The organism is Gallibacterium genomosp. 2 (genome assembly GCF_000771895.1).
Classification (GTDB): domain Bacteria; phylum Pseudomonadota; class Gammaproteobacteria; order Enterobacterales; family Pasteurellaceae; genus Gallibacterium.
Genome location: NZ_JPXY01000047.1, coordinates 1 through 15,460, shown reverse-complemented (window position 1 = coordinate 15,460; position 15,460 = coordinate 1). Strand labels below are relative to the sequence as shown.

The 15,460-nt window shown below is 39.0% G+C and carries 11 protein-coding genes; 9 read left to right on the top strand and 2 right to left on the bottom strand.

The annotated features are described in order from the left end of the window. Positions 1–15 precede the first annotated feature (15 nt). Positions 16–924: a lysine exporter LysO family protein gene (locus tag P375_RS09865; protein WP_039136576.1), complete on the bottom strand. Its 909-nt coding sequence runs from the start codon at positions 922–924 to the stop codon at positions 16–18. A 129-nt stretch (positions 925–1,053) separates the two neighbouring features. On the opposite strand from P375_RS09865, the gene P375_RS09860 reads away from it, so the two are divergent. The 8 genes from P375_RS09860 to P375_RS09825 all read left to right on the top strand — a co-directional run bounded on the left by P375_RS09860 (position 1,054) and on the right by P375_RS09825 (position 13,365). Next, positions 1,054–2,628, top strand: a complete 1,575-nt coding sequence (locus tag P375_RS09860; RefSeq protein ID WP_039136574.1) for a DUF2813 domain-containing protein — start codon at positions 1,054–1,056, stop codon at positions 2,626–2,628. 110 nt (positions 2,629–2,738) lie between these two features. After that, positions 2,739–4,046, top strand: a complete 1,308-nt coding sequence (locus P375_RS09855; RefSeq protein ID WP_039136572.1) for an NCS2 family permease — start codon at positions 2,739–2,741, stop codon at positions 4,044–4,046. A 9-nt stretch (positions 4,047–4,055) separates the two neighbouring features. Continuing rightward, a complete protein-coding gene (locus P375_RS09850) occupies positions 4,056–4,412 on the top strand; it encodes a DsrE/DsrF/TusD sulfur relay family protein (RefSeq protein WP_039085819.1) in 357 nt (118 codons plus the stop codon). 90 nt (positions 4,413–4,502) lie between these two features. Beyond that, complete coding sequence (recB, locus tag P375_RS09845) at positions 4,503–8,102, top strand: exodeoxyribonuclease V subunit beta (protein ID WP_039136570.1); 3,600 nt, start codon at positions 4,503–4,505, stop codon at positions 8,100–8,102. Then, complete coding sequence (recD, locus tag P375_RS09840; protein ID WP_039136567.1) at positions 8,102–10,063, top strand: exodeoxyribonuclease V subunit alpha; 1,962 nt, start codon at positions 8,102–8,104, stop codon at positions 10,061–10,063. Before recB ends, recD begins: the two co-directional genes overlap by 1 nt. Further along, a complete protein-coding gene (gene gloB, locus P375_RS09835) occupies positions 10,032–10,730 on the top strand; it encodes a hydroxyacylglutathione hydrolase (protein WP_039136565.1) in 699 nt (232 codons plus the stop codon). Before recD ends, gloB begins: the two co-directional genes overlap by 32 nt. Positions 10,731–10,869: 139 nt before the next feature. Beyond that, on the top strand, positions 10,870–12,090 hold the full coding sequence (codB, locus tag P375_RS09830; protein WP_018346042.1) for a cytosine permease: 1,221 nt from the start codon (positions 10,870–10,872) through the stop codon (positions 12,088–12,090). Between the two features lie 12 nt (positions 12,091–12,102). Beyond that, entirely contained in the window at positions 12,103–13,365 is a 1,263-nt protein-coding gene (locus P375_RS09825; protein ID WP_039136563.1) for a cytosine deaminase, read from the top strand. A gap of 39 nt (positions 13,366–13,404) precedes the next feature. Here P375_RS09825 and prmB read toward each other — a convergent pair whose 3' ends face one another. Further along, positions 13,405–14,367, bottom strand: a complete 963-nt coding sequence (gene prmB / locus P375_RS09820) for a 50S ribosomal protein L3 N(5)-glutamine methyltransferase (RefSeq protein WP_039136561.1) — start codon at positions 14,365–14,367, stop codon at positions 13,405–13,407. 104 nt (positions 14,368–14,471) lie between these two features. Between prmB and smrB the strand changes: the two genes are divergently transcribed. Beyond that, positions 14,472–14,996 (top strand): endonuclease SmrB, encoded by a 525-nt coding sequence (gene smrB / locus P375_RS09815; RefSeq protein WP_039136560.1) that lies wholly within the window; start codon positions 14,472–14,474, stop codon positions 14,994–14,996. Positions 14,997–15,460 lie beyond the last annotated feature (464 nt).

Here is a 15,460-nt window from a genome sequence, read left to right as displayed (position 1 = left end):
TATAGCAGAAAAATATTAAAGCGGAATACTAATAAAAAAGACCAATAGCACCGGAACGACAAGATTAATAATAAAGCCGAAACTGATTGCCAATGGTACGGCTTCAATACCACCACTGCGTTGAATAATCGGCAGCGTGCAGTCCAGTGCGGTTGCACCTGCAATTCCGATAGCGGTCGCTCTAAAATGATGCATAAATAACGGAATTAAAAACAGACTTGCAATTTCTCGTGATAAGTCGTTGAAGAAAGCGATGCTTCCCCAAATCGGTCCCCAAGCATCATTTAATAAAACGCTTGATAATGAATACCATCCCATACCGGAAGCAATCGCTAATCCTTGAACAATAGATAGTTGTAATGTCAATGCCGCTAAAATACCACCGCATAGAGAACTAATAGTCAACAAAATTGAAACAGCAATGCCGTGTTTATTAAAGAAAACCTGGCGTAGATTGATGCCACTGTTCCTAAGTTGAATGCCAACCAAAAAAATTAAAACAATTAACACATAGGTGCTTGAACCGTGTGGAATACTAAAATAGTTTTTTCCTAAGAAACCAATAATAAATCCTAAAACGACCATACTGCACATTTTTGCTGAGTCTAAAATCATCTTCAAACGGGAAGGCATTTGCTTTTGTGAGTTTAAAGTTGATACAGGATAGCGTTTATCGTACAGCATTAAACAGAGAATATTTAAACCGTGGATAACAAGGCTGAATACGGCGGCTTTGAACGCTATATTAGGCAAGGTTCTCGCTAAATCATCTAATTGACCTAACGAGCACCCCATCACAAACAGAATTAAAAACAGCAACCACATTATTGATTTATTCACCCAATGAATAAATGTGACGTTGTGACTTTTAATTAAATAACCTAAGAAAAGAGGCACTAATACAATGGATAAGCTTTCTAACATAAAAATGATAATTCAGTCTTGATATTAAGTAAAAGTCGATAATTATCGGAGATTAATGGGGAATGTCAAATAAAAGGCGATGGAATGTGCTAAGATACATTGCATATTTATCAGGATGTAGGATCCGTTATGTATCTTAAACAGATTGAAATTGTCGGCTTTCGCGGTATTCATCGCCTCTCTTTCCAATTACGTTCTAATATGGTGTTAATTGGTGAGAATGCGTGGGGAAAATCGAGTTTATTGGATCTATTAAGTCTAGTTTTTAATAAAGAGGCTCAACTTTATCAATTTCAGCCGCAAGATTTTTTTCAATCAAATCAAGCTGAAATTAAATCCGCTACTTCCATTAATTTGTTATTTACTTTTAGCGAATCGCAACAGCAAGAATTAAACCAACAAATGCACCATTTTTTGCATCCGGTAGCAGTGTCTCACGAAGATGGCTATTACAGAATTTACTTGCGTGTTTTTGCGGAAGCGCAAGAAAGTGGTGAGATTGTTACTAGTTATACCTTTATTGACGGACAGGGGAATATTTTGCCGTTGGAAGCAGCACAACAACAAAAATTGGTTTGTCGTTTAATTCAACGTCATACGATTTATCGTTTTAGAGATGCTAGGTTAAAACAACGCCCATTACAATTACAAGCAGTGAAGGCAAGCAAAAAATTAGATCCGGACATTCTGGATCAATTCGCAGCAGTGATGTCTTTGTTGCGTTATTACTTTATTCCCGAAAATGAACGGCTGGCAGTGGTCGGAGATACCAGCATTTTATGGCAAAAGGCAAAAAAATTGGCGGAACAGTTGCGAGTCGGCGATGAGAACTTAAAACGTTATTTTTTTGTCTATCTGGTGAAACATTTTTTGCCGGATGACAAAAGTCTGTTTTCGCAAATGAGCAATCCGATCATTCTGTTTGAAGATCCGGAATCACGCTTGCATCCGCGCTTAATGTCAATTATGTGGGAGTTAGTCAACTATATTCCATTGCAACGTTTGATTACGACAAATTCAGTTGCGTTGTTAGCGCATATACCATTACATTCTATTTGCCGTTTGGAGAGAGGGGAAGATCGTATTCAGGCTTATCAGCTGGATAGATACGACTTGGGAAAAGTAGATGTACGTCGCTTAACCTTTCATATTCGTTATAACCGTTGTTTAGCGCTATTTTCACGGGTTTGGATGTTTGTTGAGGGGGAAACAGAAGTCTGGATTTTAAATGAATTAGCACGAATTTTAGATCTAAATTTAGAAAATGAAGGAGTACGTATAGTTGAATTTGCACAGTGCGGAATTAGACCACTAATAAAATACGCTAATTTGATGGGGATTAAATGGCATATGTTGGCAGATGGTGATGATGCTGGACAAAGATATGCTGCTATTGCTGCTGATTTATTACAAGAAAATGAGCATTATTTAGATAAAATAACCTTGTTACCAAGAAAAGATATTGAACACTATTTTTTTGATAACGGATTTGATAATGTCTTTAAGAGGTTAGCGAGATTATCGACACAACATAAACTCAGTAAGTCGCAGATTATTCAACGTGCTATTCAGAATACTTCAAAGCCGGATTTGGCTTTGGCAATAGTAGGTGAGGTAGAGAAATATGGAATACAATTTATTCCATTACTATTTCGTCGTTTATTTTCTAAAATATTATTACTTGCAAAAGAACAGGGAGTATAAAAAATTTAGCTTTTTTTCAAAAAATGTAAGTATTTTTTGTTAGAATTAAAAGGAAAAGCCTGTTACTCGCTTTTCCTTTCTTTTTTTGTTTATCATACAGGTATTTTTTTATGCAAAATCAATGCTTTTTAGCAAAATTCTTCCATTTAGAACAGCATAATACAGATGTCAAAACTGAAATTATCGCTGGGATTACCACCTTTTTAACAATGGTTTATATTGTATTCGTTAATCCCTCTATTCTCGGCGTGGCAGGAATGGATACACAAGTTGTGTTTGTCACGACTTGTCTGATTGCAGCGTTTGGTAGTATTTTTATGGGATTATTCGCCAATTTACCGGTTGCTTTGGCACCAGCAATGGGGTTGAATGCCTTTTTTGCTTATGTTGTCGTGAGCAAAATCGGTTTATCTTGGCAGGTCGGAATGGGAACGATCTTTTGGGGTGCAGTTGGGTTATTGACTTTAACCTTGTTTCAAATCCGTTATTGGCTCATCGCTTCAATTCCACTCAGCTTGCGTGTCGGAATTACTGCCGGAATCGGCTTATTCATTGCTTTAATGGGCTTTCATAACGCCGGCATTATCGTGCCGAATGAAGCGACGTTAATGTCTTTGGGTGATCTTCATTCATCGACTGTTTTACTTGGCATTTTGGGTTTTTTCATTATTGTTATTCTCTCGTCTAAGAATATTCACGCTTCTGTGTTGGTTTCAATTATTGTTACTACCGTGCTTTCATTGCTTTTGGGTAAAACTGAATTTAACGGTATTTTCTCTATGCCACCAAGTATTACTTCGGTTGTTGGGCAAGTAGATGTTATGGGTGCATTACAAGGAGATTTATTAGGAATTATCTTCTCTTTTATGTTGGTGAATCTGTTTGATTCTTCAGGCACGTTGTTAGGTGTAACTGATAAAGCTGGTATCAGCAATGCGCAAGGGACTTTCCCGAAAATGAAACAGGCACTTTATGTCGATAGTATTAGTTCTGTAACAGGCGCTTATCTGGGGACTTCTTCTGTTACTGCTTATATTGAAAGCAGTGCCGGCGTGTCAGTCGGAGGACGTACCGGTTTAACTGCAGTAGTTGTCGGTATTTTGTTCTTAATAGTGATGTTTATTTCGCCATTGGCATCTATTGTGCCGCCATATGCAACTGCTGGAGCATTGATCTATGTTGGTATTTTGATGTCTTCCAGTTTAATCAAAGTGCGTTGGGATGATTTAACCGAGGCAACACCAGCGTTTATTACTGCGGCGATGATGCCATTTACCTACTCAATTACCGAAGGGATTGCACTTGGTTTTATCAGTTACTGTGTGATGAAATTCTTTACCGGAAAAGCCAAAGAGGTTTCTATTCCGGTCTGGTTAATTGCCGTATTATTTTTACTTAAAATTATTTTTGTAAATTAAGGGATTACTATGCAAAAGCTACTTTATATTTTAAATGAGTCACCTTATGGTGGTGAAAAAACTTTCAATGCGTTGCGTTTTGCATTGGCATTAAAAGAAGAACACAACCAAGATGTAGAAATGAAAATTTTCTGTTTTTCTGATGCCGTATTGTCCGGTTTAAAAGGACAAAATCCGAAAGAGGGTGCAAATGTTCAGGAAGTATTAGCCATTTTGACCGGTTTAGGGGTAGAGGTAAAATTATGTACCACTTGCACAAATGCACGAGCGATCTCTAAACAGCCGCTGATTGAAGGGGTGTCATTAGGCACATTAGCAGATGTTGCCGAATGGACTTTATGGGCGGATAAAGTATTAACTTTCTAATATTATTAAGGTTGTCGTAGCAGTTGCTCGGCAACCTTCTCATTTAAACAAGCCAATCTTTTAATTTCTATTAAAGTAAATTTGAACAGAATGAATACGCCACTGAATGTGATTACATTACCTTTAGCACAGAATAATATTATTGAGGCTTCTGCCGGTACGGGCAAAACTTATACGATGGTTACGCTCTATTTGCGTTTATTGTTACAGGCGGGAGAGAATAATTTCCCTACGCCGCTGGATATTGAGCAGATTTTAGTGGTAACGTTCACTCGGGATGCGACACGGGAATTGCGTCAACGCATTCGTGAAAGAACCCAATTGTGGTTAAAATTATTGGAGAGTTATCAACAAAATCGTGATAAAAGTGAAATTAAGGATAATGAGCTACTAGCATTGTTACCTTATATCGAAGCACAATTACCACTTGCAATCCAACGTTTATCTTTTGCTTGTGAATATATTGATAAAGCAGCAATTTTTACGATTCACGGTTTTTGCCAACGTATTTTGCGTCAATATGCTTTTGATTCAGGTTTAGGTTTTAAATTTGAGTTGTTAGAACAGAATCGAGAGCAATTACGGCAAGTTAATTATCAGCTGTGGCGAGACAAATTTTATTCCATTTCGGCAGAACAGGCTCAAATTGTGCGTCAGGTTTTTGTTACTCCGGATAAATTGTTTCAACAGAATGAACGTCTGTTAACGGGGGAACTGCCTAAAATCAATCAAACGTTGCCGTTTACCGATATCAGTGCCGGATTGGATTATTATCAGCACCAACTACAACAGTTTCAACGGCTTGAACAACAATATTTAGCAGAGTTTATCGATTGGTTCAAACAGTATGAAGAAAACTTGAATCAGCAACGTTCAAAATCCAAAAAATTTACTGATTATTTCGATGCAGTACTTTCGGCAACAACAACGATTGAGCAGAGAATTTCCTTAGCGGAAAAATTGTTGCCGATCTATTTTAAGAAAAATAAAGAAGTTGAACTGCCAGCTTTTGTGATTGAGTTTAAAAATTTTTTGCAACAGTTTTCGCAAAATGATTTTTGCCAAAAAATGCACTATCTTTATGTGGCAGAATTACGGCAACGCATTTTTGACTATCAAGATAGCCATAATGAAAAGCAATTTGATGATTTGCTGCGGATGTTGCGTGATGTGCTGCAAAAACTATCCGCCCACCAATTAATCGCCTTGATTCGTCAACAATATCCGTTTGCGATGATTGATGAGTTTCAGGATACCGACCCGGTGCAGTTAGCCATTTTTTCAAAAATTTATCTACAAGCTGTAACAAATGAAACCACCACCGGATTTACCGTAATCGGCGATCCTAAACAGGCGATTTATCGCTTTCGAGGTGCGGATATTTTCACCTATTTATCGATAAAAGATAGCAATGATCAACACCAAGCTATTGAGAATATTTATACGTTACAACGTAATTATCGCTCAAGTGCTAAATTGATTGAAAGCATTAACAATTTGTTTTTAAATGCAAAAAATCCGTTTTATTTGGATGAAATTGAATTTATTCCTGTTGAAGCAGCACAACAAACGAGTGCTTTTTATGTTCAGGGGCAGGTGCAAAAAGCGTGGCAACTATTGCAATTAACACAGGATGAAAACAACGGTCTCACAATGGAGATAATGGCACAGGCTTTTGCTTCCCATTTGCAACAGTTATTGACGATTTCACAACAAGGAAACGCCTATTTTGGTGCTGATGGACAAGAGAAACAGGCAATTACTGCAAAGGATATTGCGATTTTGGTGCGTAATGGTAAAGAGAGCGACATTATCAGACGCGCTTTGACACAAAAAGGTATTGCTTCGGTTTATTTATCGGAGCGTTCCAATGTGTTTACCAGTATGGCGGCAAAAGATCTTTATCGTATTTTACGTGCTTGTTTAACGCCGTTTAACGAAGGGGCGGTGTTGGCAGCTGTAGGCTGTACCTTATGGGGGCTGACAGCAGATCAAATTTATCAGTTGAAACAAAATGAAACAGAGTGGGCAGCGTTGATTGAACGTTTACTGCATTATCAAACGGTGTGGCAAGCACAAGGTGTGTTACCAATGCTGTATCAACTTTTCCAATCGGAACAAATTCCGCTACGATTGCAACAATTTGATTTCAGTGAGCGTTATTTGGTTGACTTATTGCACTTAAGCGAATTATTACAACAAGCGATGAACCAACAACAGAATGAAGAGGCATTGCTTAATTGGTTTGAATTACAATTGAGCGGAAATAGTGATAGCGAAGAAAATCGCTTGCGTTTGGAACGGGAGCAAAATGTTGTTAGCATCATTACTATTCATAAATCGAAAGGCTTGGAATATCCACTCGTTTGTTTGCCATTTATTTTAAATCCGGCTTCAAACCGCAAAGAGGCGTTTGGTTTTTATCACGATGAGCAGAAACAATTAATTTGGGATCTACACAATCAGCAACCGGAAAAAGCGGAAAGAGAAGTTAAAGCGGAAGAGATGCGTTTGCTTTATGTGGCGTTGACACGGGCGAAATATCAATTAATTGTGGGCGTACCAGCAACCTTTAATGCAATCAATAATAAATTTAGCAAATGGGATAGCAAAAAGTTAACTGCGTTGGATTATCTGTTGTTGGGCGGACAACAGAACGTTGAGCAAAAAGAGGTGAGTTATGCCACATTATTGACACAAGCATTGGCAGATAATTATGAAATGCAAGAGATAACAGAAACGGATGAGATCAACAGCCCAATGCAGTCGTCAGCACCAAGAGAGTTATCGGCACGGCAATTTCATCAAAACATTGAAAAAAATTGGCGAGTAACCAGTTTTTCTGCTTTGCAGGCGAAATTGCAAGCATTGTATGGTGAACATTTAAGCGATAATGCGCAAGATTATACCGATAATGCAATTGAAGTAGATGATGAAGAAACAGTGCCTTCAGCAAAGCCGCTTTCCATTTATCCTCAACATTTTACCCCGTTTGATCTCCCGAAAGGAGCAGGTGTTGGTTCAGTGCTGCACACCTTTTTAGAAAAATTGGATTTTATTCAGCCGCTAAAAACGCAATCATTGCAAATCTTATGCCAGTATCTTGGTTTGGATGAACAGTGGCTTGAGCCATTACACCTTTGGTTTAGCAATATTTTGCAACAGCCATTGCCGGAAATGGGCTGTTTGGCAAATGTTGCTTCGACAGATAAATTAATGGAAATGCAGTTCTATCTCAAATTGGGTAATTTATTTAATCAACAACAGTTCAACCAAATATTAAGACAATACCATCCTTTGTATGATCAACAACATCCGGTGCAGATTGAAGAGATTCAAGGTGTTATTCGAGGGTTTGTTGATCTGGTTGTTAGACAGAATGGAAAATATTATCTAATTGATTATAAAAGTAATTTTTTAGGAGATGGTATCGAATATTATCAGCCGGATAAATTGGCAAAAGCGATCTCATCGCAACGTTACGATTTGCAATATTTGATTTACAGTTTGGCATTACATCGTTATCTGAAATGGCGTGATCCGAATTATCGCTATGAAACACATTTCGGTGGCGTGTTTTATCTGTTTTTACGTGGAATGGCGGTGCAGAATAATGCGCAAACAGGGGTTTATTTTACGAAGCCGTCTGTTGAATTGATTGAAAAATTGGATCAATTGTGGGGTGAATGATGTTGGCATTATTACAACAATTACGTGATCAAAAATTGATTGAAAATATTGATTACTATTTTGCCGATTACATCGCACGGCAAGGGCAGTCGCAAACAGAAGCGATTAACGATCTGGCAGCATTGTTTGCCGCATTATTGAGTTTTGCCAATCAGCAAGGGCATAGCTGCCTGTTTTTGACAAAAAACGTATTAGAAAATCCGTTCGAGTTGAAATATCAGCCGGAACAGCAGGCATTATTGCAACAAATTGAGAATGTGCTTGCGCCTTATGATGTGAAAGCATTGTTAGCAAATTTAGTACAACATCCGGCTTTTTCGGTGAATGATCAGCAAAATACACCGATTGTATGCAAAAAAATTGGTGAAATTGATGCACTCTATTTTCATCGAATTTGGCAAGATGAACATTATATTGCGGCGCGCCTAAGCGAAAGTCGCCCAATTCATTATCAGCAGAATGAACTGACGGATTTGAAACGAATTTTACAGGCATTATTCCCACATTCTCAGCACTTACCGGATTGGCAGAAAATTGCGGTAGCGACAGCATTTTCATCGACAATCAGCTTTATTTCCGGTGGGCCGGGTACAGGGAAAACGACAACGGTTGCTAAATTATTGCTTGGCTTGCAATGGTTGCAGAAAATACGTAACCAGTCTTTGCTCAATATTCGATTAGCTGCACCGACCGGAAAAGCAGCGACACGATTGACGGAGTCATTGCATCAAGCCATTCAAAACATTCATTTACCGCTTGATTTATCATCAACGTTGCCACAGGAAGCCGCGACCATTCACCGTTTATTGGGGATGCGTCCCAACAGCCCACCACGTTATCATCAGCAACAGCCGCTCAATATTGATGTGTTGGTGATTGATGAAGCCTCAATGATTAATTTAGCGTTGATGGCAACACTGTTGCGTGGCATAAAACCGAGTACGAAATTGATCTTTTTAGGTGATAAAGATCAGTTGGCTTCGGTGGAAAGTGGCGCAATTATGGCGGAATTGGGGCAATTTTTATCGTTTGATTACAGCCGGCAACAAGCGACTTTTTTAGCAACAGTTTGTGAACAGCAGGTTGCTTTTAGTAATGAACTGAACTTTATTCGTGATAGCCTTTGTCATCTGCAACACAGTTATCGTTTTAATCAAAATACCGGAATTGGGCAGTTGGCAAAAGCGGTTAATCAACGTCAAGCTGAAGAGAGCTGGCAACTTTTTGCTGAATATGACGATATTCGTGTGTTGCCGTTATTTCGACCAGGTGAAGCAAACAATCAACAGGTAGTGGATTTTGCGGTTGAACTTTATTCCGATTATTTTAAATTTGTACAAAGTGAAAAAAATTGGCAGCCGGCGGCGATTGCAAAAGCGTTTATGTTATTTAAACAAGCGCGTTTGTTAAGCGCATTGCGTAACGGACAATTCGGTGTAGAGCAGTTAAATCAACGTATTGCAGAACAGTTACGGCGTAAGAAATATATCCGTTTTCAACACGTACACGAATGGTATCTCGGCAAGCCGGTGATTATTTTGCAAAATGATAACAACAGCCGCTTGTTTAATGGTGATATAGGTTTAGTATTACCTGATAAAAACGGTGATTTAAAAGTTTGGTTTGAGGCGGAACAAGGTTTTCGTGAAGTGTTATCAAGCCGTGTGCCGAGTGTTGAACCGGCTTATGTGATGACTGTGCATAAATCGCAAGGTTCTGAATTTACCCGCACCGTGCTGGTATTGCCGGCGGAGTATAATCCACTGTTGAGCAAAGAGCTTATCTATACCGCCATTACCCGAGCAAAACAGACGTTTACGGTATTTAGTCGGGAAGCGATTTGGAAAGCGGCAGTGCGAACACAAACCCAGCGTTACAGCGGCTTGGCACAACAAATCAAACAGATTTTTAAGGAAAAGGAGTCAGAGGATGTTATTAAAGGCAATTCCGGCATTGAGTGATAACTATATTTGGTGTTACAGCAGAGATAATCAGCACGCATTAATTGTTGATCCGTCGGAAGCGGAGGTGGTTGAGGATTTTTTGCAGCAACATCAACTTAAAATCGAAGCCATTTTGATTACCCATAATCATAGTGATCATATCGGCGGTGTGGCAGAGTTGCGCAAATATTATCCGTTTGTCCCGATTTATGCGCCGGCGGAAGTCGGTCATTTAGCCACGCATATCGTCAGTGCCGGTATGCAACATACGCCTTATTATTCCATTCGTATTTTGGAAACCGGAGGACATACAGCAGGTCATTTAAGTTATCTGGTGGATAATCATCTCTTTTGTGGTGATACCTTATTTTCTTTGGGTTGTGGCAGGGTTTTTACAAGGGATTATCAGCAAATGTTTGCTTCCTTACAGAAAATTAAACAGCTGCCGGATGATACGATAATTTGTGCCGCCCACGAATACACGTTGAGTAATTTACGCTTCGCGCAAACGGTAGAAAATAGCGATGCTCTTCAAGATTATGCACAACAGATAGAGAAATTACGCAGAGAACAAAAGCCGACACTACCGACAACATTAGCTTTAGAAAAAGCATTAAATCCTTTTTTACGTTGTAAAAATGTCGAAGAATTTATTGCATTACGTGAAGCAAAAGATAAGTTTTAGCGGTATGGCGGAATTAAAATTCCGCCATTGTTTTTTGAATAAATAAATTGCATTGATTCTGATCGAGTAACTCTTATAATAACCAACGCAAACGTTTTCGTTTGCTTGTTTTGGTTTTCTTTTTTATTTAGGAGTAACTATGTCGGCTGATAATTTTAGCTTAAAACCTGTACCCGTTTCAGAGCGAAAAGGCATAATAGCCCTAACATTTGTAATGTTGGGGCTTACTTTTTTCTCCGCCAGTATGTGGACAGGCGGTACATTGGGAACATCGTTGACTTATGACGATTTTTTTCTTGCTGTATTGATTGGTAATTTAATGCTTGGAGTTTATACCTCCTTTTTAGGATACATTGGGGCAAAAACCGGATTAACAACGCACATTCTTGCTCGTTACTCTTTTGGGATAAAAGGTTCTTGGCTACCTTCAGCTTTGTTAGGTGGCACACAAGTAGGGTGGTTTGGTGTCGGTGTGGCAATGTTCGCAATACCGGTTAATAAATTTACCGGTATCGATGTTAATATTTTGATTTTGGCTTCCGGAGCATTAATGACTGTTACCGTATTTTTCGGAATTTCTGCCTTAACCGCACTTTCTGTGATCGCCGTGCCGTCAATCGCACTGTTAGGTGGTTACTCCGTTTACTTGGCAATTAATGATGTTGGCGGGTTGGATACTTTAAGAGCATTAATGCCAAAAGAACCATTATCGCTTTCTGTTGCCATCACACTTGTTGTCGGTTCATTCATCAGTGCCGGGACATTAACTGCTGATTTTGTACGTTTCGGTAAGCACGCCAAATATACTGTTTTCGTTACGATGATCGCATTTTTCTTAGGTAATTCATTAATGTTTATTTTCGGTGCTGCCGGTGCTGCAGTAAAAGGAATGGCGGATATTTCTGACGTTATGGTAGCACAAGGCTTATTATTACCTGCCATTATCGTGCTTGGCTTGAATATTTGGACAACCAATGATAATGCACTTTATGCTTCAGGGTTAGGCTTTGCTAATATTACCGGCGTCAGCAGTCGCATTTTGTCAGTGATAAACGGTATTGTCGGTACATTATGTGCATTGTGGTTATATAACAATTTTGTTGGTTGGTTAACCTTCCTTTCCGCAGCTATTCCTCCGATTGGCGGTATCATTATTGCTGATTATTTGACACGTCGCCACGCTTACCAAAATTTTGATCAGGCACATTTTGTCAATATCAACTGGGCAGCTGTTGTTTCCGTTGGTATTGGCGTCGCTTGCGGTAAATTTTTGCCGGGTATTATTCCGGTCAATGCTGTGATTAGTGGTGCGATCGCCTACTTAATTTTAAATCCGTTATTACGAAAGAAATTTGCATAAAGGAGAACCGAAATGTTAATTAAAAATACGCATTTAGCGCAAAGAGAAGGGTTGTGGCAACTATTAATCGAGAACGGCAAAATTGCGAAAATTTTACCCAATGATGTTGAAATTAAAACCGATAAAAAAATGTTAGATGCGGAACAAGGCATTGTTTATCCGCCGTTTATTGAACCACATATTCATTTGGATGCAACACAAACTGCAGGGCAGCCGAATTGGAATCGATCCGGAACGCTTTTTGAAGGCATTGAGCGTTGGGCAGAGCGTAAATCGCTATTAAGCCACGATGATGTTAAACAGCGTGCTTGGAAAACGCTAAAATGGCAAATTGCTAATGGCGTACAATTTGTGCGTACCCACGTAGATGTTTCCGATCCGACTTTAACCGCATTAAAAGCAATGTTGGAAGTCAAACAAGAAGTTGCTCCGTGGGTTGATTTGCAAATTGTTGCCTTTCCTCAGGAAGGCATTTTATCTTATCCGAATGGGGTAAAGCTGTTAGAACAGGCAATGGAAATGGGGGCTGATGTTGTTGGCGGTATCCCTCATTTTGAATTTACACGTGAATATGGTGTGGAATCTATGCATATTGCATTTGAAATCGCCAGACGTTATGGGAAACAGATAGATATTCATTGCGATGAAATTGATGATGAGCAGTCCCGTTTTGTCGAAACTGTGGCGGCATTGGCATTAAAATATGAAATGGGTGATCAAGTAACCGCAAGCCATACCACCGCGATGCACTCCTACAATGGCGCATATACTTCACGTCTATTCCGATTATTGAAATTATCAGGCATTAATTTTGTTGCAAATCCATTGGTGAATATTCATCTTCAAGGCCGCTTTGATACCTATCCAAAACGGCGAGGCATTACACGTGTCAAAGAGATGTTAGAAAACAATATTAATGTCTGTTTTGGGCACGATGATGTCTTTGATCCTTGGTATCCATTAGGAACTGCCAGCACACTGCAAGTATTGCATATGGGATTACACGTTTGTCAGTTAATGGGTTACGATCAAATCAATGACGGTATTAAACTGATTACGGAAAATAGTGCCAAAACATTAGCAATTCAGGATTACGGCATCAGTGAAGGTAACAGCGCAAATTTAGTGATTTTACCGGCAGAAAATGGCTTCGATGCCGTTCGCCGTCAAGTTCCGGTGCGTTATTCTATTCGCGCCGGCAATATCATTGCGGAAACCCAACCGGCACAAAGTTACATTCACTTAGCAACCACAGAAAAAGTGGATTATCGTTAATCGAAAAAGTGGGGCAAATGCCCCACTGAAATTAAGAGATCAGAGATACTGTTTGAATTGATCTTGGATGTTGAGTAGCTGTTGTTTCGTCAGCATAAATACGCCGTCACCACCGTGTTTGAATTTAATCCACTCAAACGGTACGGTTGGAAATTGCTCAATTAAATGCACCATACTGTTGCCCACCTCACAAACCAACACACCGTTATCATTTAAATATTCCGGTGCGGCAGCAATAATTCTTTTCGCTAAAATTAAACCATCATTGCCGGCTTCAAGAGCTAGTATCGGTTCGTGTGAAAACTCTTCCGGCATATCGGCAAGATCTTCAGCATCAACATAAGGCGGATTGCTGACAATCAGATCATAGCCCTCTTTCGGCAAATTATTGAATAAATCGGATTGTAATGGGAACACTTGATGCTCAAGATGATGATTAGCGATGTTCATTTCAGTAACATTCAACGCATCCAATGAAATATCAACCGCATCAATTTCGGCATTCGGGAATTTATCGGCACAAGCGATAGCGATACAACCGCTGCCGGTGCACATATCTAATATACGTTTCGGTTCACTGCGCAATACACCGGTAAAACCGTCTTGAATTAATTCACCGATTGGTGAACGAGGAATAATCACACGCTCATCCACATAAAATTGCAAACCGCAAAACCAAGCACTGTGAGTGAGATAAGCCACCGGTTTTCTGGTTTCGATGCGCTCAATAACAAGCGACAATAATTTCTGTTTTTCAATATCCGTTAAACGTGATTGATACAGTTCCGCCGGCACATCCAACGGCAAGTGAAGCGTAGAAAGCACAAGTTGTAATGCTTCATCCCACGCATTATCAAAACCGTGACCGTAAAAAATATCGGAAGCATTAAAATAACTATACGTCCAACGCAAAAAATCCTGAATGGTATGCAAACTGGATAAAGGTGAATAAAGTTGAATTTCTTCAATAATATCTTGATTAAAAAGAGGTTGTTCAGTCATAAAAAGCCATTGTATTGCTTGAAAAAAGATGGTGCATTTATACCACATTTTCACGCTAAAGTGTATGTGTGTTAGAATAGCCGCCCCGTCTAAAGGAGGTCGTTATGGATAGTGAAGACAAAACGTTGTTTCGCGAGTTTGTGAAAGGCATCAAACCATTAAAACAGAATACGGTGACTTTTGCGCCACGTCGTAAACAGATGCAACAACAGCAGCAACAAATTAAAGATATTCGCGAAAAAGAGGATGCGCTATTTTATTTTTCTGATGAGTATGAGCCGCTCCTGGATACGCAAACAATGCGCTATTTGCGAGAGGGTGAAGATAGTTATGTTTTAAAACGCTTACGTCGGGGTGATTTTATTCCGGATCTTTTTCTAGATTTACACGGATTAACCAAAGAACAAGCGAAACAAGAGCTGGCTTCATTAATATTAGCTTGTGAAAGAGAACATTTACCTTGCGCTTGTATTATGACAGGGTATGGTAATTATACTTTAAAAAATCAAATACCTCGCTGGTTGGTACAGCATCCGAAAGTCATCGCATTGCATTATGCTACTAAAGAATGGGGCGGAGATGCTGCTATTTTTGTACTGATTGATGTGGGTGTAGATCTAATAATGTAAATAGCCAATTTTCATTGGCTATTTATTACAAAGGGTGACACCTGCTTTTTCAGTATCAATCATATTTAATGAACAAAGTCGGTTAGGGCTTAGTTGGCAAGGAAAGACAAAAAATTGCTTATTATCTCTTTCAAGAGATTTTGATAATATTAAAATATTATTATTGGTAGATAGAACATAATAAGGTTGCCCTTCAAATAAAATAGTTGCATATTCTGAAATTAAAATTGGGCTGACGTACTGATGAATCCCCTAATGATTTTTATCAAAATCATTAAGTTAAGGTAGATACACATCTTGTCATATGATCAAATGGTTTCGCCAAAAATCAATAATCAGACAACAAAATGTGCGAACTCGATATTTTACACGACTCTCTTTACCAATTCTGCCCCGAATTACACTTAAAACGACTCAACAGCTTAACGTTGGCTTGCCACGCCTTACTTGGCTGTAAAACTCTC

Excerpts from the sequence above, each read along its gene's own strand:
- P375_RS09855 (WP_039136572.1), top strand. The coding sequence starts at position 2,739 with ATGCAAAATCAATGCTTTTTAGCAAAATTCTTCCATTTAGAACAGCAT.
- P375_RS09860 (WP_039136574.1), top strand. The coding sequence starts at position 1,054 with ATGTATCTTAAACAGATTGAAATTGTCGGCTTTCGCGGTATTCATCGC.
- smrB (WP_039136560.1), top strand. The coding sequence starts at position 14,472 with ATGGATAGTGAAGACAAAACGTTGTTTCGCGAGTTTGTGAAAGGCATC.
- prmB (WP_039136561.1), bottom strand. The coding sequence starts at position 14,367 with ATGACTGAACAACCTCTTTTTAATCAAGATATTATTGAAGAAATTCAA.
- P375_RS09865 (WP_039136576.1), bottom strand. The coding sequence starts at position 924 with ATGTTAGAAAGCTTATCCATTGTATTAGTGCCTCTTTTCTTAGGTTAT.
- codB (WP_018346042.1), top strand. The coding sequence starts at position 10,870 with ATGTCGGCTGATAATTTTAGCTTAAAACCTGTACCCGTTTCAGAGCGA.
- recD (WP_039136567.1), top strand. The coding sequence starts at position 8,102 with ATGTTGGCATTATTACAACAATTACGTGATCAAAAATTGATTGAAAAT.
- recB (WP_039136570.1), top strand. The coding sequence starts at position 4,503 with ATGAATACGCCACTGAATGTGATTACATTACCTTTAGCACAGAATAAT.
- P375_RS09850 (WP_039085819.1), top strand. The coding sequence starts at position 4,056 with ATGCAAAAGCTACTTTATATTTTAAATGAGTCACCTTATGGTGGTGAA.
- gloB (WP_039136565.1), top strand. The coding sequence starts at position 10,032 with ATGTTATTAAAGGCAATTCCGGCATTGAGTGATAACTATATTTGGTGT.
- P375_RS09825 (WP_039136563.1), top strand. The coding sequence starts at position 12,103 with ATGTTAATTAAAAATACGCATTTAGCGCAAAGAGAAGGGTTGTGGCAA.